The organism is Citrobacter arsenatis (genome assembly GCF_004353845.1).
Taxonomy (GTDB): Bacteria; Pseudomonadota; Gammaproteobacteria; order Enterobacterales; family Enterobacteriaceae; genus Citrobacter; species Citrobacter arsenatis.
In genome coordinates, this window is the sequence record NZ_CP037864.1 from 3,728,193 (window position 1) to 3,753,357 (window position 25,165).

At 56.1% G+C, this 25,165-nt stretch carries 26 protein-coding genes; 3 read left to right on the plus strand and 23 right to left on the minus strand.

Translation table 11 applies throughout. The features are described 5' to 3' along the window. Positions 1-65 precede the first annotated feature (65 nt). The 3 genes from E1B03_RS19160 to E1B03_RS19170 are packed head-to-tail and all read right to left on the minus strand — an operon-like array spanning position 66 to position 1,562. Positions 66-641, minus strand: coding sequence for an RpoE-regulated lipoprotein (locus E1B03_RS19160; protein ID WP_103771628.1), 576 nt, complete (start codon positions 639-641; stop codon positions 66-68). 59 nt (positions 642-700) lie between these two features. Further along, positions 701-1,150, minus strand: coding sequence for a DUF2919 domain-containing protein (locus E1B03_RS19165; protein WP_103771627.1), 450 nt, complete (start codon positions 1,148-1,150; stop codon positions 701-703). Then, positions 1,137-1,562: a GNAT family acetyltransferase gene (locus E1B03_RS19170; RefSeq protein WP_003038048.1), complete on the minus strand. Its 426-nt coding sequence runs from the start codon at positions 1,560-1,562 to the stop codon at positions 1,137-1,139. Before E1B03_RS19170 ends, E1B03_RS19165 begins: the two co-directional genes overlap by 14 nt. Positions 1,563-1,774: 212 nt before the next feature. Between E1B03_RS19170 and amiA the strand changes: the two genes are divergently transcribed. Both amiA and hemF read left to right on the plus strand, forming a co-directional pair. After that, positions 1,775-2,644 (plus strand): N-acetylmuramoyl-L-alanine amidase AmiA, encoded by an 870-nt coding sequence (gene amiA, locus E1B03_RS19175; RefSeq protein WP_038642512.1) that lies wholly within the window; start codon positions 1,775-1,777, stop codon positions 2,642-2,644. A 2-nt stretch (positions 2,645-2,646) separates the two neighbouring features. Continuing rightward, the gene (gene hemF / locus E1B03_RS19180) at positions 2,647-3,546 is read left to right on the plus strand and encodes an oxygen-dependent coproporphyrinogen oxidase (RefSeq protein ID WP_103771626.1); all 900 of its coding nucleotides are present in this window, start codon (positions 2,647-2,649) and stop codon (positions 3,544-3,546) included. A gap of 99 nt (positions 3,547-3,645) precedes the next feature. Here hemF and eutR read toward each other — a convergent pair whose 3' ends face one another. The 18 genes from eutR to maeB all read right to left on the minus strand — a co-directional run bounded on the left by eutR (position 3,646) and on the right by maeB (position 20,949). Next, entirely contained in the window at positions 3,646-4,698 is a 1,053-nt protein-coding gene (eutR, locus tag E1B03_RS19185; RefSeq protein ID WP_103771625.1) for an HTH-type transcriptional regulator EutR, read from the minus strand. 48 nt (positions 4,699-4,746) lie between these two features. Further along, positions 4,747-5,277: an ethanolamine utilization microcompartment protein EutK gene (eutK, locus tag E1B03_RS19190; protein ID WP_103771624.1), complete on the minus strand. Its 531-nt coding sequence runs from the start codon at positions 5,275-5,277 to the stop codon at positions 4,747-4,749. A gap of 11 nt (positions 5,278-5,288) precedes the next feature. Then, a complete protein-coding gene (eutL, locus tag E1B03_RS19195) occupies positions 5,289-5,948 on the minus strand; it encodes an ethanolamine utilization microcompartment protein EutL (protein WP_043017147.1) in 660 nt (219 codons plus the stop codon). Positions 5,949-5,957: 9 nt separating this feature from the next. Next, complete coding sequence (gene eutC, locus E1B03_RS19200; protein ID WP_133086749.1) at positions 5,958-6,854, minus strand: ethanolamine ammonia-lyase subunit EutC; 897 nt, start codon at positions 6,852-6,854, stop codon at positions 5,958-5,960. Between the two features lie 20 nt (positions 6,855-6,874). Next, entirely contained in the window at positions 6,875-8,236 is a 1,362-nt protein-coding gene (eutB, locus tag E1B03_RS19205; RefSeq protein WP_005121914.1) for an ethanolamine ammonia-lyase subunit alpha, read from the minus strand. An 11-nt stretch (positions 8,237-8,247) separates the two neighbouring features. Continuing rightward, positions 8,248-9,651 carry an ethanolamine ammonia-lyase reactivating factor EutA gene (gene eutA / locus E1B03_RS19210; RefSeq protein ID WP_133086750.1) on the minus strand — a complete coding sequence of 468 codons (1,404 nt, stop codon included), beginning with the start codon at positions 9,649-9,651 and terminating at the stop codon, positions 8,248-8,250. Next, a complete protein-coding gene (gene eutH, locus E1B03_RS19215) occupies positions 9,648-10,880 on the minus strand; it encodes an ethanolamine utilization protein EutH (protein ID WP_003835043.1) in 1,233 nt (410 codons plus the stop codon). The genes eutA and eutH overlap by 4 nt, the downstream gene beginning before the upstream one ends. Before the next feature lie 120 nt (positions 10,881-11,000). Further along, positions 11,001-12,188 (minus strand): ethanolamine utilization ethanol dehydrogenase EutG, encoded by a 1,188-nt coding sequence (gene eutG / locus E1B03_RS19220; protein ID WP_133086751.1) that lies wholly within the window; start codon positions 12,186-12,188, stop codon positions 11,001-11,003. Next, positions 12,178-13,017, minus strand: a complete 840-nt coding sequence (gene eutJ / locus E1B03_RS19225) for an ethanolamine utilization protein EutJ (RefSeq protein WP_133086752.1) — start codon at positions 13,015-13,017, stop codon at positions 12,178-12,180. The genes eutG and eutJ overlap by 11 nt, the downstream gene beginning before the upstream one ends. A gap of 12 nt (positions 13,018-13,029) precedes the next feature. Next, positions 13,030-14,433 (minus strand): aldehyde dehydrogenase family protein, encoded by a 1,404-nt coding sequence (locus E1B03_RS19230; RefSeq protein WP_133086753.1) that lies wholly within the window; start codon positions 14,431-14,433, stop codon positions 13,030-13,032. 11 nt (positions 14,434-14,444) lie between these two features. Next, positions 14,445-14,732, minus strand: a complete 288-nt coding sequence (eutN, locus tag E1B03_RS19235) for an ethanolamine utilization microcompartment protein EutN (protein WP_003038011.1) — start codon at positions 14,730-14,732, stop codon at positions 14,445-14,447. A 114-nt stretch (positions 14,733-14,846) separates the two neighbouring features. Then, positions 14,847-15,140, minus strand: a complete 294-nt coding sequence (eutM, locus tag E1B03_RS19240; RefSeq protein WP_003835054.1) for an ethanolamine utilization microcompartment protein EutM — start codon at positions 15,138-15,140, stop codon at positions 14,847-14,849. Positions 15,141-15,176: 36 nt separating this feature from the next. Next, positions 15,177-16,193, minus strand: coding sequence for a phosphate acetyltransferase (pta, locus tag E1B03_RS19245; protein ID WP_103771618.1), 1,017 nt, complete (start codon positions 16,191-16,193; stop codon positions 15,177-15,179). Beyond that, positions 16,190-16,993 carry an ethanolamine utilization cob(I)yrinic acid a,c-diamide adenosyltransferase EutT gene (eutT, locus tag E1B03_RS19250; protein ID WP_103771617.1) on the minus strand — a complete coding sequence of 268 codons (804 nt, stop codon included), beginning with the start codon at positions 16,991-16,993 and terminating at the stop codon, positions 16,190-16,192. Before eutT ends, pta begins: the two co-directional genes overlap by 4 nt. A gap of 9 nt (positions 16,994-17,002) precedes the next feature. Next, on the minus strand, positions 17,003-17,704 hold the full coding sequence (gene eutQ / locus E1B03_RS19255; RefSeq protein ID WP_103771616.1) for an ethanolamine utilization acetate kinase EutQ: 702 nt from the start codon (positions 17,702-17,704) through the stop codon (positions 17,003-17,005). After that, positions 17,682-18,161, minus strand: coding sequence for an ethanolamine utilization acetate kinase EutP (gene eutP, locus E1B03_RS19260; RefSeq protein WP_133086754.1), 480 nt, complete (start codon positions 18,159-18,161; stop codon positions 17,682-17,684). Before eutP ends, eutQ begins: the two co-directional genes overlap by 23 nt. 12 nt (positions 18,162-18,173) lie before the next feature. Continuing rightward, entirely contained in the window at positions 18,174-18,509 is a 336-nt protein-coding gene (gene eutS / locus E1B03_RS19265) for an ethanolamine utilization microcompartment protein EutS (RefSeq protein WP_003037995.1), read from the minus strand. Positions 18,510-18,669: 160 nt separating this feature from the next. After that, on the minus strand, positions 18,670-20,949 hold the full coding sequence (maeB, locus tag E1B03_RS19270; protein ID WP_103771614.1) for an NADP-dependent oxaloacetate-decarboxylating malate dehydrogenase: 2,280 nt from the start codon (positions 20,947-20,949) through the stop codon (positions 18,670-18,672). A 280-nt stretch (positions 20,950-21,229) separates the two neighbouring features. Here maeB and tkt point away from each other — a divergent pair, with 280 nt between their 5' ends. Continuing rightward, positions 21,230-23,224: a transketolase gene (gene tkt / locus E1B03_RS19280; RefSeq protein ID WP_133086755.1), complete on the plus strand. Its 1,995-nt coding sequence runs from the start codon at positions 21,230-21,232 to the stop codon at positions 23,222-23,224. An 82-nt stretch (positions 23,225-23,306) separates the two neighbouring features. Here tkt and E1B03_RS19285 read toward each other — a convergent pair whose 3' ends face one another. Together E1B03_RS19285 and nudK are read right to left on the minus strand one after the other, a co-directional pair. Further along, positions 23,307-24,350 carry a DUF1176 domain-containing protein gene (locus E1B03_RS19285; protein WP_133086756.1) on the minus strand — a complete coding sequence of 348 codons (1,044 nt, stop codon included), beginning with the start codon at positions 24,348-24,350 and terminating at the stop codon, positions 23,307-23,309. 123 nt (positions 24,351-24,473) lie between these two features. Further along, positions 24,474-25,049, minus strand: a complete 576-nt coding sequence (nudK, locus tag E1B03_RS19290) for a GDP-mannose pyrophosphatase NudK (RefSeq protein WP_103771612.1) — start codon at positions 25,047-25,049, stop codon at positions 24,474-24,476. Positions 25,050-25,165: the final 116 nt, after the last annotated feature.

Below are 25,165 nucleotides of genomic sequence, written 5' to 3' on the forward strand. Positions count from 1 at the left end.
CATCGTGGCATTGATGGGCGCTATTCTACCTGTTTTTTTAACAAGCCGATTTGTTCAGACGCAAATTAACGCCGCCAGATAATTTTGCTTACTTTCCATGCTTTCAGCGTGTCGTCAGACGGCATTATGTCTTCAGGACCGCTCCACTCGCCGGAAAAAATATAGCTAATGTGTTGACTTCCTTCAGCTTTACACTCAACGCCCGCGCTGTCATCGCCGGTTGCTTTTTGGCAATTACCGAAAGCTTTAGTGTAAAGGTCGCTAAACGGTGTACCGATTTCGACACCCGCGGAAGACGAAATGTCGCTGTCCAATACATCAATTCTGCTGATGGTTCCCTGGCTGCCATTGATGACCATCGCCAGCTTGTCATCTTTCATCGCCTCATAGAAACGCACCACATTACCGTTATCGGTCTTCATCCCGCTACGCAGACGGTAATCACCGTCCAGCGCATCAGCAATGGCTTTTTCATCCAGCGGCGTAGCCCCCGTTAACGCGCCGACGCCCTGCTCACTGACCTGCGTTGAAGAACCAAACCAGTTCCACGGATTGGCGGCAGACCAGTTCACCGACGACAACGTTGAACACCCGGTCAATAGCAGCGGCATCGCGCATAAAGTCAAACGCAGTGATTTCATTTCACTTCCTTCCTTATTTATCAACGTTGCTTGGAGTCCGCTTTCGCCAAAAAGTGCCGTTATTCTTTCTCTAAGGAAAAACAGGCGCGCAAGCGTTGATTGGTTAATAGCCAGATCAGCGCGACGATATCCGCCACCAGCAGCGCTAGCCCAACGCCGTTGAGCGGATCGCCTGCCAGCCACATCGCTGGCTGCCAGCACAGCAGCACCAGTTGAGCGAGGATCAGCAATCCGCGCAGCCAGCGCCATATCATCGGAAACGCAAAGCGTCGCCCGCTGAGTAAAAACGCCAGCACCGCGGGAACGCCGGGAAGTAACCCTAGCCAGAACGCGTCATGATCGGGATAAAACAGATTCAGCAACGTATTGCCCTGCTCACGGGAAGAACCGGCAATGACAAACAGAACCCAGGTGCGCGCCTGCAGCAGCAGTACGCACCAGAAGAGAAAAGGCAGGCGCAGACGCCCATGGCCGTCATAGTCGGCCGGATGAAACTCAGTACTCTTCATCTTCGATCAAGCGCTTGCCCAGATTGAGTACATCCGCATGTTCATAGCCCAGACGCTCATACATGCCCTGTACGACGTCGTTATCGTCACGCACCATGATTTGAATCTTTGGACAACCGCGGGCAATGAGTTTTTTCTCCAGCCGGTTCAGCAGCGCATTGGCGATGCCGCGACCACGAAACTCAGGATGCACGCCCAGGTAATAGGCCGAGCCGCGATGACCGTCGTATCCGCCCATCACCGTGCCGACCACCTCACCGTTCACTTCAGCAACCAGGAATAAACTGACGTCATGATTGACTTTACGTTCGATGTCCATTTCAGGGTCGTTCCATGGACGCAGCAAATCACAGCGCTCCCAGAGGGTAATCACCTCTTCGAAATCTTCCTGGCGAAAAACGCGTATTTCCATGGTATTGGTTACCTTTTCAGGACGTTAAAAAGCGATTATGGCGCGAACGGCTGATTTAGCCAATATCTGACGCGAAGCGGCGGAAAAAATGGCATAATACGGAATTGTCACGTATTGAAATGAAAAGTAAAACAATTCTTATCCCGATCCGTCGCAACGGACAACGCGATACGATATAACGTTTAGAACCTTTTTTTTACAACTCAGGCCGTATGAGCACTTTTAAACCACTAAAAACACTCACATCGCGCCGCCAGGTGTTGAAAGCCGGGCTGGCCGCCCTGACGCTGTCAGGCATGTCGCAAGCCATCGCCAAAGAAGAAGCGCTAAAGACCAGCAATGGCCACAGCAAACCGAAAGCGAAAAAATCCGGCGCTAAGCGCGTTGTTGTTCTTGATCCGGGTCACGGAGGGATTGATACCGGCGCAATTGGTCGCAATGGGTCGAAGGAAAAGCATGTGGTGCTGGCGATTGCCAAAAACGTGCGCTCGATCCTACGCAACCAGGGAATCGATGCACGCCTGACTCGCTCTGGCGATACGTTTATTCCGCTATACGATCGCGTCGAGATCGCCCATAAACATGGCGCCGATCTGTTTATGTCGATCCACGCCGACGGTTTTACTAATCCGAGCGCTGCGGGTGCGTCGGTCTTTGCGCTATCCAATCGCGGCGCCAGTAGCGCCATGGCGAAGTATTTGTCCGATCGTGAAAACCGCGCCGATGAGGTGGCCGGGAAGAAGACCACCGATAAAGACCATTTGCTGCAGCAGGTGCTGTTCGATCTGGTGCAAACCGACACCATTAAAAACAGCCTGACGTTAGGGTCGCATATTCTTAAGAAGATCAAGCCGGTACACCGTCTGCACAGTCGCAGCACGGAACAGGCCGCCTTCGTGGTGCTAAAATCACCGTCAATTCCGTCGGTACTGGTCGAAACGTCGTTCATTACCAACCCGGAAGAAGAACGTCTGCTGGGCACAGCGGCATTTCGCCAGAAAATCGCCACCGCGATTGCCAATGGCATCATCAGTTATTTCCACTGGTTTGATAACCAGAAAGCACACTCGAAGAAACGTTAACTATGAAGCCCGATACACAGCGCGTAAAACAGTTCCTGCTAAACCTGCAGGATAATATTTGCCAGCAGTTATCCGCCGTAGACGGCACCGAGTTTGTTGAAGATAACTGGCAGCGCGAAGCGGGCGGCGGTGGTCGCAGCCGGGTGCTGCGTAACGGCGGTATTTTTGAGCAAGCGGGCGTTAATTTTTCCCACGTCCACGGCGACGCGATGCCGGCCTCGGCTACCGCGCATCGCCCGGAACTTGCCGGGCGCAGCTTTGAGGCGATGGGCGTCTCGCTGGTGGTGCATCCGCAGAATCCCTACATTCCCACCAGCCATGCCAACGTGCGGTTTTTTATCGCGGAAAAACCGGGGGCCGATCCGGTCTGGTGGTTTGGCGGTGGCTTTGACTTAACGCCCTACTACGGCTTTGATGAGGACGCGGTTCACTGGCACCGCACAGCGCGGGATCTGTGTCAGCCGTTCGGCAATGACGTTTATCCCCGTTACAAAAAGTGGTGCGATGACTACTTCTTCCTTAAACACCGCAACGAGCAGCGCGGCATTGGCGGGCTGTTTTTCGACGATCTGAATACGCCGGATTTCGACCACTGCTTCGCCTTTATGCAGGCGGTGGGGCAAGGTTACACCGAGGCCTATCTGCCCATCGTCGAACGCCGCAAAGCGATGAACTGGGGCGAGCGCGAGCGCGATTTCCAGCTTTATCGTCGTGGGCGCTATGTGGAATTTAATCTGGTGTGGGATCGCGGCACGTTGTTCGGTTTACAGACCGGTGGACGCACGGAATCAATTCTGATGTCGATGCCGCCGCTGGTGCGCTGGGAGTACGACTGGCAGCCGGAAGCAAATAGCCCGGAAGCCGCCCTTAGCGAGTTTATTCAGGTCCGCGACTGGGTGTAATTGCCTGATAGCGCTACGCTTATCAGGCCTACAACCACAACGGCACCGCCCCGTAGGCCGGATAAGACGCAAAGCGTCGCATCCGGCACAATAATGCCATCACGCCCACTGGCGCATACGCTGATGCAGCGTCAACGACGGTTTCTCCGCAAACAGCTGCTGGTAGTCGGTGGCAAACTGCCCTAAATGCCAGAATCCCCATTGCATAGCGGCGTCTTTCACCGTCGCGCTTTGCGACCACGGGCTTATCAGCTCGCGACGCACGGCGTTCAGGCGAATACGTTTTAACCAGGCATTCGGACCAATTCCGAGGATTGCGTGAAAGGCGTTTTGCAACGTCCGACGGCTGACGTGCAGTTGGTTACACAAATCGAGCACGGTCAGCGGCTCTGACATGTTTTCCAACACATATTCGCGCGCACGCGACAGCAGGCGACGATAGCTCTGATGACTGATGCTCTCAGCGGTGATGATCGGCTGCGCTTCTTCCAGCATGGTGCCCATCGCCAGCAGCAGGTTATCGCCCAACACCTTGCGTACCGCAGGTTGACGCAGGTTTTCCGGATTCTCGCTAAACGTCGCCAGCGCCTGCTGCACAAACCCCCATAGCGCGGCTTTGTGTTGTTCTTTAACTTCCAGCGCCGACTGGTTGCGCAGCATATGCAGTACCCTTTCAGGGTTATGCAGGAAGTTGGCCTGACGAGCAATCGCCTCTTCCGAAATAACGACACCCAGAATGGTGTAATCGTCTGGCGTACTCAGTTCAAACTCCGTCCCGCCAGGTCGGGTGGCAATTTCAGCGTTACCCAGACACTGGGTGCCAATAAATCCCTGTTCGCCACGCGTGGCCGGAATACCAAACCAGAATGAGTTCGGCCAGACAAGACACGACTGACGCAGCGCCAGTCCGGTGTATTCACGGAAAACCTGAATATCGTCGAGCAGGATTTCCGTGAACTCGCCATGAAATTTTCCCGGATGTAGCTGGTCGTAAATCTGCTGCCAGGCGGTAATCGTCAGCGCATGCTCATACACATCCGTTGTTCGCCGCTGGTGAACGTTGTCCACCTCCACTTTCGGCGTAAGTTTAACGTCTTCGGGTAATGCTTCATGATAAAGATGGTGCAGGTTTGCAGTACGGTTCTTTTTCATGATCTTTTAAGCCGGAAGCTTCAACGAAGCCCCCGGCCCTCCGACAGGTTAATTTTTTAAGCGATAGCGACTACTGCGTTTACGCAACGCTCCGTCAGAAAAGAGCTGTTCCAGCGCCTTTCTGGCCTCATCAAGTGACCAGCCAAAGTGGGCAGCCACTTCCCCTGCCGTCATTCCTTGACGGACCGATGCCAACAGCGTCAGAAGTTGCTCAGAGGATTCAGACGTCAACGGGACGTCCTGCGTCTTCTCCGCTTTTACGTCTGTTTTCACTTCTGGCTTCTGTTCTGGTTTCTTCGGCTGGCGCTTAAAACCGCCGATCAGCCACTGGGTGTCATCGTCCGGCCGGCCTATTTCCTTACGGCTGATAACACGGCCTGTACGCGCTGCGGCGGCGCTGCCGGCATCAAGCGCTGCACGGCACGCCGCCAGATCGCCTTCCACCACCAGCGTCAGCCGGCCCGGGTCGAGCACTTCGTGGCTAAGCAGGCGTACGTTCGCGGCTTTCAGCATGGCATCCGCCGCATCCACGGCAGCCACCATGCCATCCACTTCCAGTAATCCCAGTGCATTGATCATCACAACCTCTCTTACGCGCGTTGAACTGGATTACGAGCAATATCCAGAACGGCATCGGCAAAGGCGTTACATGCAGCTTTACAAGCGGCCTGGCTACCGGTCAAAAACGCAGCCGAGTAGTTAGTTTCTGACGGCGGTGGGACGTAGGTCACCAGTTGTACATCGGCAGATTTCAGCGCGGCATCAATACCAAATGTCGCTTCCAGCGGCGGCGCTACCAGATACGCCATCGGATCGCCAAGCCGGCATCCTGCGGTCGCGGAAAGATACGAACCGGTACGCGAAACCACGTGCGCCAGGAAAGCGGTATCTTCTGCATCATTCGCCCACTGGAATGCCGCACCGCTTTCAATATTGGCCACCATCGCGTCCAGACCTGCGCGAACTTCAGCCGGGTTTGGTCCGCCGAGCATAATCAGCACTTCGCCCGAGGTTGGAGAGGGACTGTGCGCCGCACCGGCATACAGCGAGCGGCCATAAACCACTTCGACCATCGCCTGTTTTGTCGCTTCGTCTGCGGCAATATACGCCACGTCATCGGAATCTGCTGTGATGAGTCCGAGGCTACGTATATGTGGCGGTAATTTAAGCTCGCGAGCAAAACCGTCATTAACCGAGGCAATCACGCGCATCGCGGTGACTGAAGGTCTAATCAAATCTAATGCTGGCATGATGCCTCCTTAACGGGTCATATTGATGCCGGACGCTTTTTGCTCCAGCATGCGCTTGGCCAAATCCACAATTACTGCCGCCGCTTCAACCGGAGGCGTACCGCCCTGGTGAATGTTCGAGATACAGGTACGGTCGGCCTCTACGGTCGTCGCCACACGCGGCGAATAGACGGCGTAGCAAGAAAGGCTTTCCGACTGGCCGAGGCCCGGACGTTCCCCAACCAGCAGGATCACCGCTTTCGCACCCAGCAGTTCGCCGATCTGATCTTCAATTTTCACGCGACCATAGCGAACAAAGAACGGCGTCCCAACCTTCAATCCGGCCTGTTTTAAGCCCGACAACAGCGGCGGCAGGATCTCTTCGTAGTTGGCGGTAATAGCGTCAGTCGACAGGCCATCAGAGATAATCACCTGCACATCCGGATTCATTACACACTGTGATTTCAGCGCTTCAATGGCTTCCGCACTCAGACGACGCCCCAGATCCGGGCGCGTCAGATACAGGTTTTTGTCACTGATTTCTGAGCGCACTTCCAGCAACCCTTGGGCTTTTACCCACTCTTCCGGCACTTCTTTTAAGACCGTATCTTTCGAACGCGAGTGGTCGGCCAGGAAGCGCAGTAGCGCCTGGGTACGCGGACGTGGACCGGCACGGCCGGTACATACACGCGCTGCGGTGCTACGGCGCAGCTCGGTCAACACCTCTGCGCGGTGCGGATTCTCAACGCCAATCCACGCTTTGGCTTCGGCTGAGCCTAAATCCATCGCACAGCTTTCACCGGTCGGTGCGGCGCACTGCGTGGTGCTGTAATTCGCTTGTACTGACGGCGCTTGAGCCTGCGGCTGCGATTCCCCCATTGACGCCATTACGCTGCGTACAATTTCTTCAATCTGTTTTTGATCCATCGTGTGTCATCCCCGCGTCATCAGAAGAACAGTGACGGATCGCCCGCCCGTTTGGTCAGGCGACCGTTTGCCATAATGCCCATGGTTTCCAGCCAGCGTTCAAACTCCGGCGACGGACGCAGGTTCAGCAATTGGCGCACGGTCGCGGTGTCGTGGAAGGCGGTGGTCTGATAGTTGAGCATGATGTCGTCACCGAGCGGCATGCCCATGATGTAGTTGCAGCCAGCGGTGGCGAGCAGAATCATCAGGTTTTCGTTGAGGTTCTGGTCAGCATCAGCATGGTTGGTGTAGCAGCAGTCACAGCCCATTGAGATGCCGCTCAGCTTGCCCATAAAGTGATCTTCCAGACCCGCACGAATAATCTGACGGTCGTTGTAGAGATACTCCGGCCCGATAAAGCCCACCACGGTGTTCACCAGGAACGGATCGTAGTGGCGCGCAAGCCCGTAGTTACGCGCTTCCATCGTCACCTGATCGGCACCGAAGTTAGCACCAGCAGAGAGTGCAGACCCTTGCCCTGTTTCGAAGTACAGGCAGTTTTCCCCAGCGATGCGGTTGAACTCAGCGCCTACTGCGCGTGCTTCATCCAGCATCGCCAGCTCAACGCCGAACTCTTTTAAGCCTTTCTCGCTGCCGCAGATACTCTGGAAAATCAGCCCGCCCGGCGCGCCGCGACGAATCGCTTCGATCTGAGTGGTCACGTGTGCCAGTACGCAGCCCTGGGTCGGGATATTGAATTTGTCGATGACGCCGTACACGGTATCCAGTACGCGGCTTAAGTTTTCCACGTCATCCGTTACCGGGTTAACGCCAATCACCGCATCCCCCGCCCCGAAGGACAGCCCTTCGTAGATTTGTGCCGCAATACTCTGCACGTCATCACGGGTGTCGTTCGGCTGTAAACGGCAGCTAAAGGTGCCCGGCAGACCAATGGTAGTGTTGGCCTTTTTGATCACCGGCATTTTCTTACCGCCGTAGATCAGATCCGCGTTGGAGCAAATTTTTGCCACGCCTGCGACCACTTCTGACGTTAACCCTTTGCGCATAAACGCAATGTCATCCACGGAAGTTTCATCGCTCAGCACGTACTCGCGCAGTTCGCTGATGCTCCAGTTTTTGATGCGGTTATAGGCCGTTTCGTTGACGTCATCCTGAATCAGACGCGTCACGCAGTCCTCTTCATAGGAAATCACCGGGTTATTACGGATATCCGCCACCGTCATTTCCGACAGCACCTGCTTGGCCGCCACGCGCTCTTGCGAACTGGTAGCTGCTACCCCTGCCAGCACATCCCCCGAACGCAGTTCGTTGGCTTTTGCCAGCACCTCTTTAACATCCTTAAACTGATAAACATTGCCGAACAATGTGGTCTTTAGTTTCATAAGTCGTTCCCTCAGGAAGGAAATGCGAGTGATTTCACCGTCACCGGCACAACCGATCCGCCAAAAAGAGGCGTACCAATGTCGATATAGTCCCCCGCCCGGACAACCACCTCATCGATGACCGCCAGCGGGTGTTGCTGTAACTGTGGGCGTAACAGCATGCCCAGGGCTTTACCAAAATCCTGCTCGGCTACCACCAGCAGGGGATGCGGATTCGGATAGCGCGCGACAAAGGCCAGCAGCGCGTCAATCACCGTTAACAGCGCGGCATAGCGCACCGGTAGCGAACCGGGCAACGCCAGCACGTAGGCGTCCGTTTGCGGATCCAGATCAAGCTGCAACAGCGCCTGTTGCCAGGCGGCCACCAAATCAGCCTCATCAACCGGAATCGCCACCGGCAGATTGCGCAGCGGAAGCGCCACGCCTTCCAGCCAGATAGTGCTGCCCGAAAGCGACAGCGTATGCGCCCCGGCGCCAATCACCGTGGCGCGCACGGTTTGCGCCGGGAACTGCACATTCATCTCACGCAGGCGCGGATGTTCATGCAACGCCGTGGCGAGCAGCGGTCCAATGTCGGAAAAACAGAACGGATCGGCAGGTTGGTTGCGGTAGCACTCGCCCACCCCGCCGGACAACGTAATCACTTCCGGCTTCACGCCAGCCGGCAGCAGACCGGTTTGCATCAGCGCCTGCGCCAGCGGTGAAAGCGTGCCGTCAATCACCTCAACAATCAGCGCCGCCATCCGTCGGGCTACCTGAACAAGCTGCGCCGCATTGAGGGTTCGGGCGTCAAAGCCTGGACCAAATACGTCATCAACAATCATCTGTCCCGGCTGATGCGCATGCACCACGTGCCCCTGGCCGTCCGTTTCCAGCAGCCGTCCGCCAACGTTCAGGCAAGCCGAACCGCTGACCTTTCCGGCATCGAACAGAACGTAGTTCGACGTACCACCACCGATGTCGATATTTAGTACGCGGCACAACTTCTGCTCAGAGAGGGTTTGTGCCCCCGCGCCGTGACCGGCAATCACCGATTCCAGATGCGGACCGGCGCTGGCAACCACGAAGTCCCCCAGCGATTGGGAGAGCGCCATCACCGCCGGTCGCGCATTGCGGGTTTTGGCACTTTCTCCGGTAATGATGATCGCGCCGGAATCGACGGCCTCAGGCTTGATGCCCGCCGCCTGATACTGGGCGAGGATCAGCGCCTTAAGTTCGGCCTCTTTCAACCCGCCCTGCTTATCAACGGGGGTAAAGAACACCGGGCTTTGCCAGCTAATTTCGCGTTTGATGAATTCGTAGCGCGGCACCTGCGACACTGCCGCACGGTTAACCAGCTCAAGGCGCGAGAAGATCACCTGAGTAGTGGTGGTGCCGATATCGATACCGACGCTCAGTAGCTGGCGAGTATTCACGATTGCGCCTCCGGGTTGGTTTCTACTTCTGCGGGCACATCTTCATCTTTCGGTACCAACAGCATAGCCACACCAATCGCCGTCACGCCGCCAATCAGCTTGCCGACAATCATTGGGAAGATCATCGCGTTCATGTTGGCAGCGGCGAAGCCTAAGTGGTCACCCAGTGCGAAGGCCGCGGAGACCGCAAAGGCGCAGTTGATCACTTTGCCGCGGGTATCCATATTCTTCATCATGCCGAACATTGGGATGTTGTTCGCCAGCGTCGCGACCATACCTGCAGCCGCAATATTATTGATTTTTAACAGGTTACCGACGCTCATCAGCGGTTTTTCAAACCAGCGGGTCAGCAGCAGAACCATTGGGTACGCACCGAGCAGTACGCAGGAAATAGAACCGATAACTTCGATGGCGCGCATCACTTCACCCGGCTTGTCGCCCGGCGCCATGAAGATAGGATCAAGACCTGGGATCAGCTCCCAGCCGAGCAGGAATTTGACCACCGCTGCAGCCAGGCCGATGGTGATCAGCGCCACCAGGAATTTCGCGAAGATCTGGAAGCCGTTGATCATTTTTTCCGGGATGAATTTCAGTCCCAGCGCCACCAGCACGGCCACGATCAGCACCGGGATCATATTCATCAGGATCAGCGCGAAGGTGAACTCCACCGGCTGCCCGTTGATTTCGACGCCGGAGTACATCGCAATCAAACCACCCGCAATACAACCAATCGGAATGGTGACGATACCGGCCAGCACGCCCAGCGCCAGATAACGACGGTCAGACGGTTCAATAATCCCCAGCGCAACCGGAATGGAGAACACCAGCGTCGGCCCCATCATCGCCCCGAGGATCAGGCCAGAATACAACCACGCCGCAACGTCACCGCCCGCCAGTTCTTTCGCCAGGAAGAAGCCGCCCATATCGCACGCCAGCAGCGTTCCGGCAAACATCGACGGGTTCGCGCCCAGCATTTCGTAAAGCGGAATAATCACCGGCCCGAGCACATGCGCCAGTACCGGCGCCAGCGCGGTCATACCGACCATCGCCAGGCCCAGCGCGCCCATCGCCATAAAGCCTTCTTCAAACTGACCGCCCGATCCCTCAATACTCTTACCGAACTTACCGAGGAAGCGCGCCGAACCGCCGAACTGCGACAGGATCCTGTCCACGGCGGCAATCAGCATAAAGAACATCATGATGTACATGATGATTTCGTTAATTCCCATAGCCCCTACTCCCTGTCATTTGTGATTTGTAGGCCAGATAAGACATTTACGTCGCCATCCGGCATTAACGCCGTGTTATTGCCGGATGGCGGTGCGAGCACCTTATCCGGCCTACAGGCATTACCCGGCTGCCGCGTACAGGTCGATAATCTGTGCCTGCGTGGCGGTGCGTGGGTTACTGCGAATACAAATATCCTCCAGCGCAGCGTGAGCCCATGCGCTGTAATACTCGGGCTTAGCCCCAACGTCAGAGAGCCGTTTGGTCTGGCCCACTTCGCTAATCAGTTCGCTGACGGCGTTGATGGCATCGCGATCGTCCGACTTCTTGTTGGTTAATGCCCGTCCGATATGGCTGAAGCGCTCACGACACACCATGCGGTTGAAACCCATTACCGTGGGCAGCAGCATGGCGTTAGCCTGTCCGTGCGGGATATGCAGCGCAGCGCCCGGTTGATGCGCCATCGCGTGGCACAGACCCAGCCCCGCACTGGAAAAGGCCATCCCGGCCATACAGGAAGCCAGCAGCATGCTTTCCCGCGCCGCCAGATCCTGTCCATAGCCGACGGCCTTCGGCAGCGATTTACCGATCATCGCAATCGCGCCAATCGCCAGGCTGTCGGTAAACGGCGTCGCGTTCAGAGCGCTATACGCTTCAACAGCGTGCGTCAGCGCGTCTATCCCGGTCATCGCCGTGACGTGTGCGGGCACACCTTCCGTCAGCGCGGCGTCAAGGATCGCCACATCCGGCATCAGGGCTGCATGAGCCAGCACTTGTTTAAGTCCGGTCGCGGCGTCGATAATCACCGTGACGTTGGTAGTTTCGGAACCCGTTCCGGCGGTAGTCGGTACGGCAATCAGCGGCAGACGTGGGCGTAACACGCTGCGTTCATCCATGTCAGCCAGCGTCTGGGTGGGGTTGGTCACCAGCAACGCTACTGCCTTTGCGGCATCCAGAACGGAACCACCGCCGAAGGCCACCACGCCATCACATTTCGATTCACGCAACTGCGCGACCGCCGCGCAGACGTCCGTAATGCACGGCTCGCCCACCGGACATGGCCACAACGTCATCGCCACGCCCTTCATCGCCAGACTGCGTTCCAGTGCGGCGGTCATCCCCGCCTGATGCAGGAAGCTGTCAACCATGACGAACATATGCGTCAGTCCGCGCGTTTGTGCTTCCTGTCCGCAGGTACTGAGCGCTCCCAGTCCACATAACGTAACCGGTGGAACGCTAAACGTTTTTACGCGTTGCAGATTCAGGGTATCGAATGCCTGAAAGAGCGCGGTCTGCAATTCAGCTTGCATAGATTCCTTCCGCTTTTTCTTTTCCGCTATTTGCAATCGCCAGCGGGGTCATAAACAGGCTGTGCTGGGGTAAATGCACCTGCAGTTCCGGGAAACGTTTACGGAATAGTTCATCAACGCCCGGCTGCATACAGGAGCCACCGGCCAGCCACAAGTCAGCGACGCCCTGTCCGGCAATATGATGAGCCACGATCTCCGCCATCTTTTCGTAGACCGGCTTAACCACCGGCCAGATTTCTTTGCCGTTGCTGCGTTTGTACTGCTCGGCCTCTTCCAACTGGATGCGGCGATTCCCGGCCAGTGTCAGAGAGATATGGTGCCCACCGGTTGCTTCATCGGCGGAGTAGGTCACCTTGCCCTGTTTAACAATCGCAATCCCGGTGGTACCGCCACCGATATCCACCACGCCAGCGTTATCGAGCTGCAACAGGTCTGCCACCGCGGTCGGTTCGTCGAGCACATGGCTCACTTCAAGCCCGGCAGACTCCAGGACGTTAATAGAGATTCGTGGGTCCGTTCCCGGTGGAAACGAGGTTGCCGCATGGGTAAAGCGGCACCCCAGCTGTTGTTCGAGCGTATCGAGATGGCGACGAACAATGGTCACCGCACCGAAGAAATCCCAGACGATGCCATCGCGCACGACATCGGCCCAGTCCAGGCAAACCGCAACCGGCTGCCCGTCGCTGTCGACAACCATCGACACCACATCACACGTTCCCAAATCAACGCCCAGCCACAGCGGTGAATCGCTCGCAGCAGGCGTCTGGTTACATAGCGTTGCCGCTTTTAGCAGCCTGGGGGTCAGCCAACGTTGTTCGTCGTGCGCCATCTCTTTTACTCCTTATACAATTCTGAAGGCGTCCACCAACACGCAGCGACGCAGACGCACAAACGTACGCGCGCTGGTCACCCCTTCCCCGGTTGGCGTGGTAATGGTCATCGTGGTCCAGCCTTCGCCGCCGAGTCCAAGACCGGCAATACACGGTCCGTTCTTGACGAAAATGCTGGTATCAATGGCGTTTGCCATACGGTTCATGTTGTCGATATTGCGCGAGTGCATCGCCGCCGTATGGTGGCAGCCGCCTTCAAGCTTGACCGCCAGTTCAATGGCTTCATCAACGTTGGCGACCCGCACAACCGGCAGAACCGGCATCATCAGTTCGGTGACGGCAAACGGATGGGTCGCGGAGGTTTCGACGAATAACAGTCGGGTTTGCTCCGGTACGTTCAGGCCAATCGCCGCAGCGATTTTTCCGGCATCGCGCCCGACCCAGTCACGACTAACCGTGCCTTTACCGCGCTCATCGATATTTTTCAGCAGCACCGGCTGCAGCTGGTCGGCCTGAGCCGCAGTCAGTTTCACCGCATGCTGGCTTTCCATCAGACGCATCAGTTCATCAGCGACGCTATCGACCACGATCAGCACTTTTTCGTCGGCGCAGATGATGTTGTTGTCAAACGACGCGCCTTTAACGATCGACTGCGCCGCGCGCGCCAGATCGGCCGTTTCATCAACCACCACTGGCGGGTTACCCGCACCGGCGGCAATCAGACGTTTGTTGGTGTGCTTACGCGCGGCATCCACTACGGCTTCGCCGCCGGTCACCACCAGCAGGCCGATGCCTGGGTACTTAAACAGACGCTGGGCGGTTTCGATATCCGGGTTGGCAACGGTAACCAGCAGGTTTGCCGGGCCGCCTGCGGCAACCACCGCCTGGTTGAGCAGAGTGATAGCGCGCTGAGAGACTTTTTTCGCCGCCGGATGCGGTGCGAAAACCACGCTGTTGCCAGCGGCAATCAGGCTGATGGCGTTGTTAATAACGGTCGCGGCCGGGTTGGTGGACGGTGTCACCGAGGCCACCACGCCCCACGGCGCATTTTCAATCAGCGTCAGGCCGTTATCGCCGGTCAGAACCTGTGGAGACAGGCATTCCACCCCCGGCGTGCCGCGCGCCTGCGCCACGTTTTTGGCAAATTTATCTTCAACGCGTCCCATGCCGGTTTCGGTGACGGCAAGTTCCGCTAATTCTCTGGCGTGCTTTTCGCCCGCCTCACGTAGCGCCGCGATAGCCAGTTGGCGCATGGCAACGCTTTTTAGCCCTTGCTGGGCCAGTTTTGCTGCCGCCACTGCGTCATCCAGGGAGGCAAAAACGCCCATTTCTTGAACGGCACTGACCGGTTGGCTGCTGTCTTTCATTTTCAGCAGTACCGCTTTCACGACCTGTTCAATATCCTGTTGATTCATGATTTTCTGCCTTATTTATGGAAGATCACCTGACCACCTGCCACCACTTCATCGACAATGCCAATCACGCACAGATCGACAGGTGATGATTCGTTACGGTGCGCCTGACGGGCTGAGCTTCCGCTGACCAGCAGCACCCACTCTCCGGTTCCCGCCCCGATGCTGTCGATAGCAACAGCACATTGCCCGTCGGGATTTCCCTGGGCGTCAATCATTTCCACCATCAGCAACTTGTCGTGCGCGAGCCCCTGATGGCGTACGGTACAAACAATTTGTCCTGTGACGATTGCCAGTTTCATACGCGCCTCCGTGGCATATTTCAGGTAAAACCTCCCCCTACCCTCCGCAGAAGGTAATGTGAAAAGGAGAGAGGGTGACGCCAGCAATGAAGTTTGTGGCGTCACATGGACGACTTACATGTCGTTGCTGTCGCCTTTAAAGCTGATCGGGAACACTTCTTCCAGATCGCCATGCGGACGCGGGATCACGTGTACGGAAACCAGCTCGCCAATACGCTGTGCAGCCGCAGCACCTGCGTCCGTTGCCGCTTTACATGCCGCTACGTCGCCACGGACCATGGCAGTGACCAGACCGCCACCGATCTGCTTCACGCCAACCAGTTTCACCCGTGCCGCTTTAACCATTGCGTCAGAAGCCTCAATCAGTGCAACCAGGCCCCGGGTTTCAATCATTCCTAATGCTTCCATTGTGTTTTCCTCTCATTAAGGGGTCCAGAACGGGACCTAAACAACCAGTGTTTGTGAGGCGTTTTCACGACTCACGTCAGTCTGGCGCGGCACTGCTGCCACCAACGCCAGTTCGATAATTTCCTGTACGCTACAGCCGCGAGAAAGGTCATGAAGCGGTGCGGCCAGCCCCTGAATCAACGGACCTACTGCGCGATACCCTCCCAGACGCTGGGCGATTTTGTAGCCAATATTGCCTGCCTCCAGCGACGGGAAGACCATCACATTGGCATTGCCCTTTAACGGACTGGCGGGCGCTTTTTGCGCGGCGACCTCCGGAACAAAGGCGGCATCAAATTGCAGTTCTCCGTCCACGGTAAGCTGCGGGGCACGCTCACGGACGATCTCGGTCGCCTGCTGCACGTTAGCGACGTTGGGATGGCGAGCGCTGCCATTACTTGAAAACGACAGCATGGCCACGCGCGGCTCTTCACCTGTAATCGCCTGCCATGTCTGCGCGCTGGCAATCGCAATATCCGCAAGCTGTGCGGCGGTGGGCTGCGGCACGACGCTGCAATCGGCAAAACCTAATGACGGCCCGAGGTACTGCGGCAGCATCAGGAAAATTGACGACAGCGTTTTACAGCCCGGCTGTAGCCCAATAATGCGTAACCCGGCGCGCAGCACGTTTGCCGTCGACGACAGATTGCCCGCAATACAGACGTCTGCTTTGCCCGCGCTGACCATTGCCGCAGCGAACATCAGCGGATCGTTGAGTTTTTCCAGCGCATCCGCAGGCGTTTTATCTCCCGCGCGGGCCAGCCAGCGCAGCGCGAACTCTTCGCGCATTGGCAGGTTGCTTTGCGGATCGATAACCTGAATGCCATCCATTGCCACCCGATGGCTGAGAGCAAACTGACGCAGCGCAAATGGGCTGGCGACGAGAATGGGATGTGCCAGACCATGCTGGTGCAGGTAATTTGCCGCCTTCAGCACCCGAACATCCAGCGCATCCGGGAACACCACCCGTGCAGGTGAGCGTTGGGCGAGTTGACGAGCACGTTCAATGATCATGGCTTCTCCCCCAGTCGCTGTTGAATTTGGCTAACCGTTAGCGGATGCTTCGCCACGCTCAGAATCATCATCACGTAGACCGTACTGGAAAGGCGGTTAAGCGCCTGCATGATGTCCGGTCGCATAACTTCAAAACTACGGGTGATGAAAACCTGGGCCGCCACCGTCTCCGTTTCTCGGATTTTGGTACGCAGCAGATTAAGCAGCGCGCAATCACGTCCGTGGCTGGCTTCAGGCACCAGATGGTCGTGCTCCAGATAGCGCAGCGGCTGATGCGAAAGCCTGTGTAAATCTTCGTCACTTAAACCGACGATAGCCTGTGCTGCCAGCGGCTCATCCATGGCGTCGGCGCGCATAATGTTGCCCAGGCGCGAGCGGATATCCGCCAGCCACGGCTGCCACGGTTCTGCCATCTCAATCTGCAACCACACGGCCAGCGCGATGGTGCTGTCGAGCGCGGCGCGAAATCCCAGTCGCGGATCGCTTTTGGCGACCATCTTGTCCGCCGTCAGATGCGTCAGGGTGTCCGGTTTCTTCACCACCGGTTGATGACACAGTTCGCAGTTGGCCTGTGGATGCGTATCGCTGCTGGTTAACCCATGCACCGGCTGCGGCTGCTGTTCTTCGTCATCAATAAACAGGCTGCCCTGCTCGTCGATAAACTTAATGCGCAGATGTCGGCTTTCCAGTAATTCCCGGGCAGACGGCGTCAGACGAGCGTCAGCGGGGAGATGAATTTCAGCCCCTTCGCTGAGCGTATGATTCGCTCTGAGCCATGCTTCGGTAATGAAATCCTTCATACATCCGCCTTAGCAGGACTGCCAGTTCGCAGGCCAGGCCACATACAGAAACTTCACCGTCGATGGCGTACCAAATTCGATGCTGGAGCCTTTCGGGATAAACATCACGTCCCCGGCTTTCGCAATCATGGTTTCACCTTCGTGGCGAACGTGCAGCTCGCCTTCCAGAATCATGTCGATTTCGTCGTAGTTCAGCGTCCATGGGAAAAAGGCGTTATCCCACTGCATGAACCCGGCGGCCATACTGCTACCGTCCTGGTCGGTCACCAGGTCGGTTAAACCCACGCAGTGCGGCTGTGCGCCGTCAAAACGACCAAACTTCACGCTACTGCCGTCGATGACTTTGACGCCGCCTTTGCCGGTAACCGAGTTAAAGCTCGGCTGCATTCCGCCTTGCTCCAACGACTGTTTCTCCTTCATGACTTTGTCCATCAGTTGGGCAACCAGACTTTCGGTAAACTGCCCTTCCGGTAACTGCGCAATGATGGTTTCGCGAATGCGCTGGCTTTCCGTTTTGCCATCATCCACCGCAGCTGGTGCAGCAGCGGCAGCTGGCGCGGATTCATCGCATTCGCTGATGGTGACGCCCAGCAGCTCCGCAACTTCTCGCGCCTCCGGGGTGATGATGCTGGCGCGCAGAACAACCGACATTTCCTGTTCGCCGCGTGCGTGGGCCGCACGAATATCGTTAGCTGTGATGAGTTTTTTCACCTGCCCTTTCCTCCTTTTGGCTGAGCTCAGTCAGATAATCCACCAGGTGCTGCACGCTGCGCGGGTCATGGTTATTGAGCTCAAAAATCGGCTCCTGGAACCCCATCCCGCGAAGTAGTTGTCGCGTTGCGGCGACGTCGGCATCCGGCATGTCCGTTTTGCTGATAACGGCGATTTGTCGTTTACTGGCGCCGATATCCAACAGCCCGGCAGGTAAGCGACTTTCTTTATCATTTGCCGCGTGTATATAAATCAACGTATCGACATCCTGCAGCGTGGTAATTAAGGCGTGATACCAGCGCGGATGGCTAAAATATTCCCCTGGCGTGTCGATATCGCCATTTTCATTAAACTCCACGGCCTGTGTTTTTCTGGCGAGGGAATAATTCCCCTGTAACGCATTAAAGAGCGTGGTTTTCCCCGCCCCCACCGTACCGACAAACGCAATACGTTTCATCGCCGCCTCTGATTAACTTTTTGTCAGATTGCACAAAGTGAAATTTAATAACCGACCAAGACCGCTTACCGTCTGTAATAACGCTTCCTCTACCGCGCCTACCGAGCCGTAGATAACCAGCGCACCGCTGAATCTATCGAGAAAGCCGATATGTACATCTGCCGCCTTCATGGCTAAATCACCGGCAATCATCGCGGTTTCACCTGGCGTCAGCGTCATGATGCCGATGGCGCCCGCTTCGGGAACGCCGATCTTTTTCGCCAGTTCTTCGCCGGGGTGCGCAATGAGATGCGCCAGCGTGACCTGTTTCCCCGGCACAAATTCCTGAATAATGCGTTCTTTTTCCATTGCTCACCGCCTCCGCTAAAACTGCCCTCATCGTGGCAATTTTTTGGCAGAGTAAATAACAAAATTCGGCAACCAGGTTTAAAAGGTGAAGTGGATCACTAAGAAAGGGAAAATAAAAAGGCGCGGGAGAAACCCGCGCCGGAAATAAATTAAAGTGAAATTACAGCGGCTGCGTTTGGGCTTCTACGACCGCCAGCGCCACCATATTAACGATACGACGAACAGAGGCGATCGGCGTTAATACGTGAACCGGTTTCGCAATCCCCATCAGCACTGGGCCAACCGTTACGCCTTCAGAACTGGAAACGCGGAGTAAGTTGTAACTAATACGGGCTGCTTCCATATTCGGCATTACCAGAATATTAGCCGAGCCTTTCAGCGGACTGTCCGGCATACGGTCATTACGGATGCTTTCCACCAGCGCGGCGTCGCCGTGCATTTCGCCATCAATCATCAACTCTGGCGCACGCGCCTTAATCAGCTCCAGCGCTTCGCGCATTTTGCTGGCCGACGGACAGTCAGATGAACCAAAGTTGGAGTGTGAGAGCAACGCTACCTTCGGTTCGATACCAAAGCGACGCACGGTTTCTGCCGCCATCACGGCGATTTCCGCCAACTGCTCCGGCGTAGGATCGTCATTGACGTAAGTATCGGCGATAAAGGTGTTGCCGCTTGGCAGCAGCAAGGCGTTCATCGCCCCGGCAGTATGCACGCCATCGCGGTGACCAAACACCTCTTTCACCACGCTGAAGTGCTCATGGTAGTCGCCAATCGTACCGCAGATCATCGCATCCGCTTCGCCGCGCTGCACCATGATCGCGCCGATCACCGTAGTATTGGCAATCACCGCGCGCTGCGCCTGCTCCTGGGTAATCCCACGGCGTTTCATGATCTGGTAGTACTCGCTCCAGTACTCTTTAAAGCGCGGATCGGACTCGTTGTTGACGATTTCAAAATCGACGCCCGCTTTGATCTGCAGACCCAGTTTCTGAATACGCATTTCGATCACGCTCGGACGACCAATCAGGATCGGCTTCGCCAGACCTAACGTGATCAGTTCCTGGGTAGCATGTAGCACACGCGCCTCTTCCCCTTCCGTCAGCACCACGCGCTTCGGCGCTTTGCGTGCGAGGGAGAAAATCGGCTTCATGAACAGGTTGGTTTTGTAGACAAATTCGGTCAACTTATCGATGTAACCGTCAAAGTCGGCAATCGGGCGTGTTGCCACACCGGAGTCCATCGCCGCCTTCGCCACCGCAGGGGCGATTTTAACGATCAGACGCGGGTCGAACGGTTTAGGAATGATGTATTCCGGGCCGAAGCTCAGGTCCTGATCGCCATAGGCAGAGGCCACCACTTCGCTCTGCTCGGCATGTGCCAGCTCAGCAATGGCGTGTACCGCAGCCAACTTCATCTCTTCGTTGATGGCGGTAGCACCGACGTCCAGCGCGCCACGGAAGATGAACGGGAAGCACAGGACGTTGTTAACCTGGTTCGGGTAGTCGGAACGACCGGTGCAGATGATGGCGTCGGAACGCACCTCTTTTGCCAGCGGCGGCAGGATTTCCGGTTCCGGGTTAGCGAGTGCCAGAATCATTGGCGCACGCGCCATCTTCTTAACCATTTCCTGCGTCAGCACTTTCGGACCGGAGCAACCGAGGAAAATATCAGCGCCGTCAATGACATCATCCAGCGTACGCTTACCGTCATCCACCACCGCGTAGGCCGCTTTGGTTTCCGCCATGTTCGGTTCGCGGTCTTTGTAAATCACGCCTTTAGAGTCGCAGACCACGATATTGTGTTTCTGCATACCCAGCGCCACCAGCAGGTTCATACAGGCAATCGCCGCCGCGCCTGCGCCGGACACCACCATGCGCACGTCAGAGATATTTTTCTCCACCACCCGTAGACCGTTCAGAATTGCGGCAGTACTGATGATCGCCGTCCCGTGCTGATCGTCGTGGAAAACCGGTATATTCATGCGCTCGCGCAGTTTTTGCTCAATGTAGAAGCACTCCGGCGCTTTAATATCTTCGAGGTTGATACCGCCAAACGTGGGTTCCAGAGCCGCAACCACATTGATAAATTTATCCGGATCAAGTTCATCCACTTCGATGTCGAACACATCGATCCCGGCGAATTTCTTAAACAGAACGCCTTTACCTTCCATCACCGGTTTGCCGGCTAACGCGCCAATGTTGCCGAGGCCCAGCACCGCTGTACCGTTGGAAATAACCGCAACCAGGTTGCCGCGCGCAGTGTATTTGTAGGCTGCCAGCGGGTCTTTTTCAATCTCAAGACACGGTGCAGCCACGCCCGGCGAGTAGGCCAGCGCCAGGTCACGCTGCGTTGCCAGAGGCTTGGTCGGAGAAACCTGGATTTTACCGGGTACCGGAAATTCGTGGAAATCAAGGGCGCTTTGTTTTAACTGGTCATCCATCTTGTTGTTCCTTTCACGTATCTATCAAAAAAGTGGCGCGGGTAACCATTCTACTGAGCCGCACATTATCACCTCAGTCAACGGCACAAACTTTGAAGGTCCCCAAACTCTCACCATTCAAAGAAAGAAATTGTTATCAATTTATAACAGCCATGTTACCTGCTTAATCCAGCAATACCATGCTTGTCTGCTATGCTTTTTGCTGACAATGCCCGCAATTTTCCCAAAAGTGTGAATCACAACACGCATCTAACACTTTACTTTTCAAGGAGTATTTCCTATGACCCGTAAAGAGCTTGCCAATGCCATTCGTGCGCTAAGTATGGATGCCGTCCAAAAAGCTAACTCCGGCCACCCTGGCGCACCAATGGGGATGGCCGATATCGCCGAAGTACTGTGGAACGATTTCCTGCGCCATAACCCGACCGATCCCACCTGGTACGATCGTGACCGGTTTATTCTGTCCAATGGTCACGCTTCAATGCTGCTTTACAGTCTGCTGCATCTTTCCGGCTACGATTTGCCGCTAGAGGAGTTGAAGAACTTCCGCCAGCTCCATTCAAAGACCCCTGGTCATCCGGAAATTGGCTACACACCGGGCGTTGAAACCACCACCGGCCCGCTGGGCCAGGGTTTAGCCAACGCGGTTGGGCTGGCGATTGCCGAGCGCACGCTGGCGGCACAGTTTAACCAGCCGGACCATGAGATTGTTAACCACTATACCTGGGTGTTTATGGGCGACGGCTGTCTGATGGAGGGCATTTCTCACGAAGTGTGCTCGCTGGCGGGCACCCTGGGACTGGGCAAACTCATCGGCTTTTACGATCACAACGGCATCTCGATTGATGGCGAAACCGACGGCTGGTTTACCGACGATACCGCGAAACGCTTTGAGGCCTATCACTGGCATGTAGTGCACGAGATTGACGGTCATGACCCAGAGGCGGTGAAAAAAGCCATTCAGGAAGCGCAGGCCGTAACCGATAAGCCGTCGCTGATTATCTGCCGTACGGTAATTGGTTTTGGTTCACCGAATAAAGCCGGGAAAGAGGAAGCGCACGGCGCTGCGCTGGGCGAAGAAGAAGTGGCGCTGACCCGGCAGAAACTGGGGTGGCATCATCCTGCTTTTGAAATCCCGAAAGAGATTTACCGGGCGTGGGACGCACGTGAGAAAGGCGAGAAAGCGCAACAGGGCTGGAAGGAGAAATTCGCTGCTTACCAACAAGCCTACCCGGAACTGGCGGCAGAGTTTACTCGCAGGATGAGCGGCGGGCTGCCGAAGGAGTGGGAAGCAACAACGCAGAAATATATTACCGAGCTGCAGGCCAATCCGGCCAAAATCGCCACCCGTAAGGCCTCGCAAAATACCCTTAACGCCTACGGGCCGATACTGCCTGAGCTGCTTGGCGGCTCTGCGGATCTGGCACCCAGCAATCTGACCATCTGGAAAGGCTCCACTTCTCTTAAAGAGGATCATGCAGGAAACTACATTCACTACGGCGTGCGGGAATTTGGCATGACCGCGATTGCCAACGGTATCGCGCACCACGGGGGCTTCGTACCGTACACCGCAACGTTCCTGATGTTTGTTGAATATGCCCGTAATGCGGCGCGCATGGCGGCGCTGATGAAAGCCCGACAAATTATGGTTTATACCCACGACTCGATTGGTCTGGGGGAAGATGGTCCTACGCATCAGGCCGTTGAACAGCTCGCCAGCCTGCGTCTGACGCCTAATTTCAGTACCTGGCGACCGTGCGATCAGGTTGAAGCAGCGGTAGGCTGGAAGCTGGCAGTCGAACGCCATGACGGGCCAACGGCGCTGATCCTCTCGCGGCAGAATCTGGCGCAGGTTGAGCGCACGCCTGAGCAGGTGCAGCAAATTGCCCGCGGCGGCTATGTGCTAAAAGATGGCGGCGGTAAGCCGGATGTTATTTTGATTGCTACTGGTTCAGAAATGGAAATCACGCTGCTGGCGGCCGAAAAACTGACTGGCGAAGGTCGTAACGTGCGGGTGGTTTCTCTGCCCTCAACCGATATCTTCGACGCCCAGGATGAGGCTTACCGGGAGTCGGTCCTGCCGGCAAACGTCAGCGCGCGCGTGGCGGTAGAAGCAGGGATTGCCGACTACTGGTACAAATACGTCGGACTGAAAGGGGCGATTGTCGGTATGACGGGCTATGGGGAGTCGGCTCCGGCGGACAAACTGTTCCCGTTCTTTGGGTTTACGGTGGAGAACATCGTCGCTAAAGCGCACAAGGTACTTAACGTCTGATGGCGACGCTAATGCGTCTTATCAGGCCTACGAAAACGATCACCATCAGGCCGGATAAGGCGTAGCCGCATCCGCCATCAATTTAACGCGTGATCCACAGCGTGGGCCAGGCATCTGGCCCATGCCAGTTATCGCAGCTTGGCTCCTGGGCATAGCGCACCAGACGAAAACGCTGACCGTCGTAGCGCCAGCGGGTCTGGATACCGCAATCTGCCAACCCTCGTCCTTTGGCGAGGGTTACCAGCTCCCGCGACTTTTCGTCAAACGTGGCGTTGGTCAGTTCCATATCACGACTTTCCGCCTCCGTTTTAAAAGGCAGGCTCAGGCGTACTGCACGTGAAGTCAGCGGGGTAGTACGTGAAACCACCCACGCCAGGTCGATGGTGTTATACGCCCCGGCTTCACAGCCAATCATCAGCAGCGCTTTATCATCCGTCAGGGCCGTAACGCGTATATCGCGACGCAGCGGATCGATTGAGCAGCGGATACCGTTGATCCGCCAGTTACCGTAGTCCAGCAGTTCACTGCGCTCTTGTTGTGTGAGAGGCGTTGGCGTTGGGTTAATGACCGCCACGCCTTTTAACGCGGGGGCCGGAGGTACGCTGAGCGGAGGCTCATCGCCTTTTTCGATCCATGCGGTTTCGCTGCCGACCCGTTTTTGCTGAGCGTCGATAAACAGCAGCGCGGCTTTTAGCCCGACCAGTGACAATTTTTGCGTCCCTTTTTGCAGGGTTATCGCCTTCGCGTCCTGTACGGTCTGTAAAAATGCGCTGATGGTGGCGGGATCATCGGTCATCAGTTGCCAGGGAGTAATACGCCAGTGTTCGCCGCGAAGCGAGAGCGGCGCGCCATCCAGTAACAGACGAGGCGCAATATCGCTCTCTTTGACAGTGGAAGATTCCAACCCACCGAGTTCAATACGCAACACGGCGTCGGTATGCGCCCCGGCGCTGCGGCTTAAGGTCATGACCAGGCCGTGATGCTCTCCGGTATTGCGCGCCACGCAAAAGTTTTGGTTATTGCACGTCACCTGCCAGTCAGAAAACGCTTGCTGAGCGGGCGCTGCCCACAGCAAGCGGACGGGTAACAACCCGAGCAGGAAAAGTAAAATAACGCGATAGCGCATGGACGGTACAACCCCGAAGTCAAAACACACAGCCTAAGCGGTATCTTCCTTGCGCGACTGATGTGGCTCAATAAGAATCGTCGGATTGGCCGAAAATTTGTAAAGAAATATAAATTCCGCGCACTAATCCATAAGATGCGACGACTGCAAATAGTTGAGTAAAAGCACCGTTTTACCGTCACGGATCTCACCCGTTTGAATCATTTCCAGCGCCTGTGTGAACGGCAGCTCCAGAACCTCAATATCTTCATCTTCCACACCGCCGCCGGCGTTTGCTCGCTGGCTGTCGCTGTATTGCGCGATAAAGAAGTGGATGAGTTCCGTCACACCACCCGGCGACATATATAATTCAAACAGCTTATGCACCTCACCCACTTCAAAGCCCGTCTCTTCAATAGCTTCTTTGCGAATGCACGCTTCCGGTTCGTCGTTATCCAGCAGCCCGGCGCAAGTTTCAATCAGTTGACCGTTTTCATTACCGTTGACCCAGGTGGCGACACGAAACTGGCGGATTAACACCACCGTTTTCTTCTCCGGGTTATACAGCAGGATAGTGGCACCGTTACCGCGATCGTAAACCTCGCGTTTGTGACGAATCACCTCCCCATTGCTACGGGTCAGATCATAGGTGATATTGCGCAGGATGAAGTAGTTATCGGAGAGGACTTTATCTTTGACGAGGGTAATTTTTTGCGACATACCAGCTCCACAGCAAGAAGTGAGAAATAATACTACGCCGTGAAACCCGTTTTGTCTTGGAACAATGAATGCCTGATAAGCAAAGCGCCATCAGGCATTCATACCGCACTTTGCCG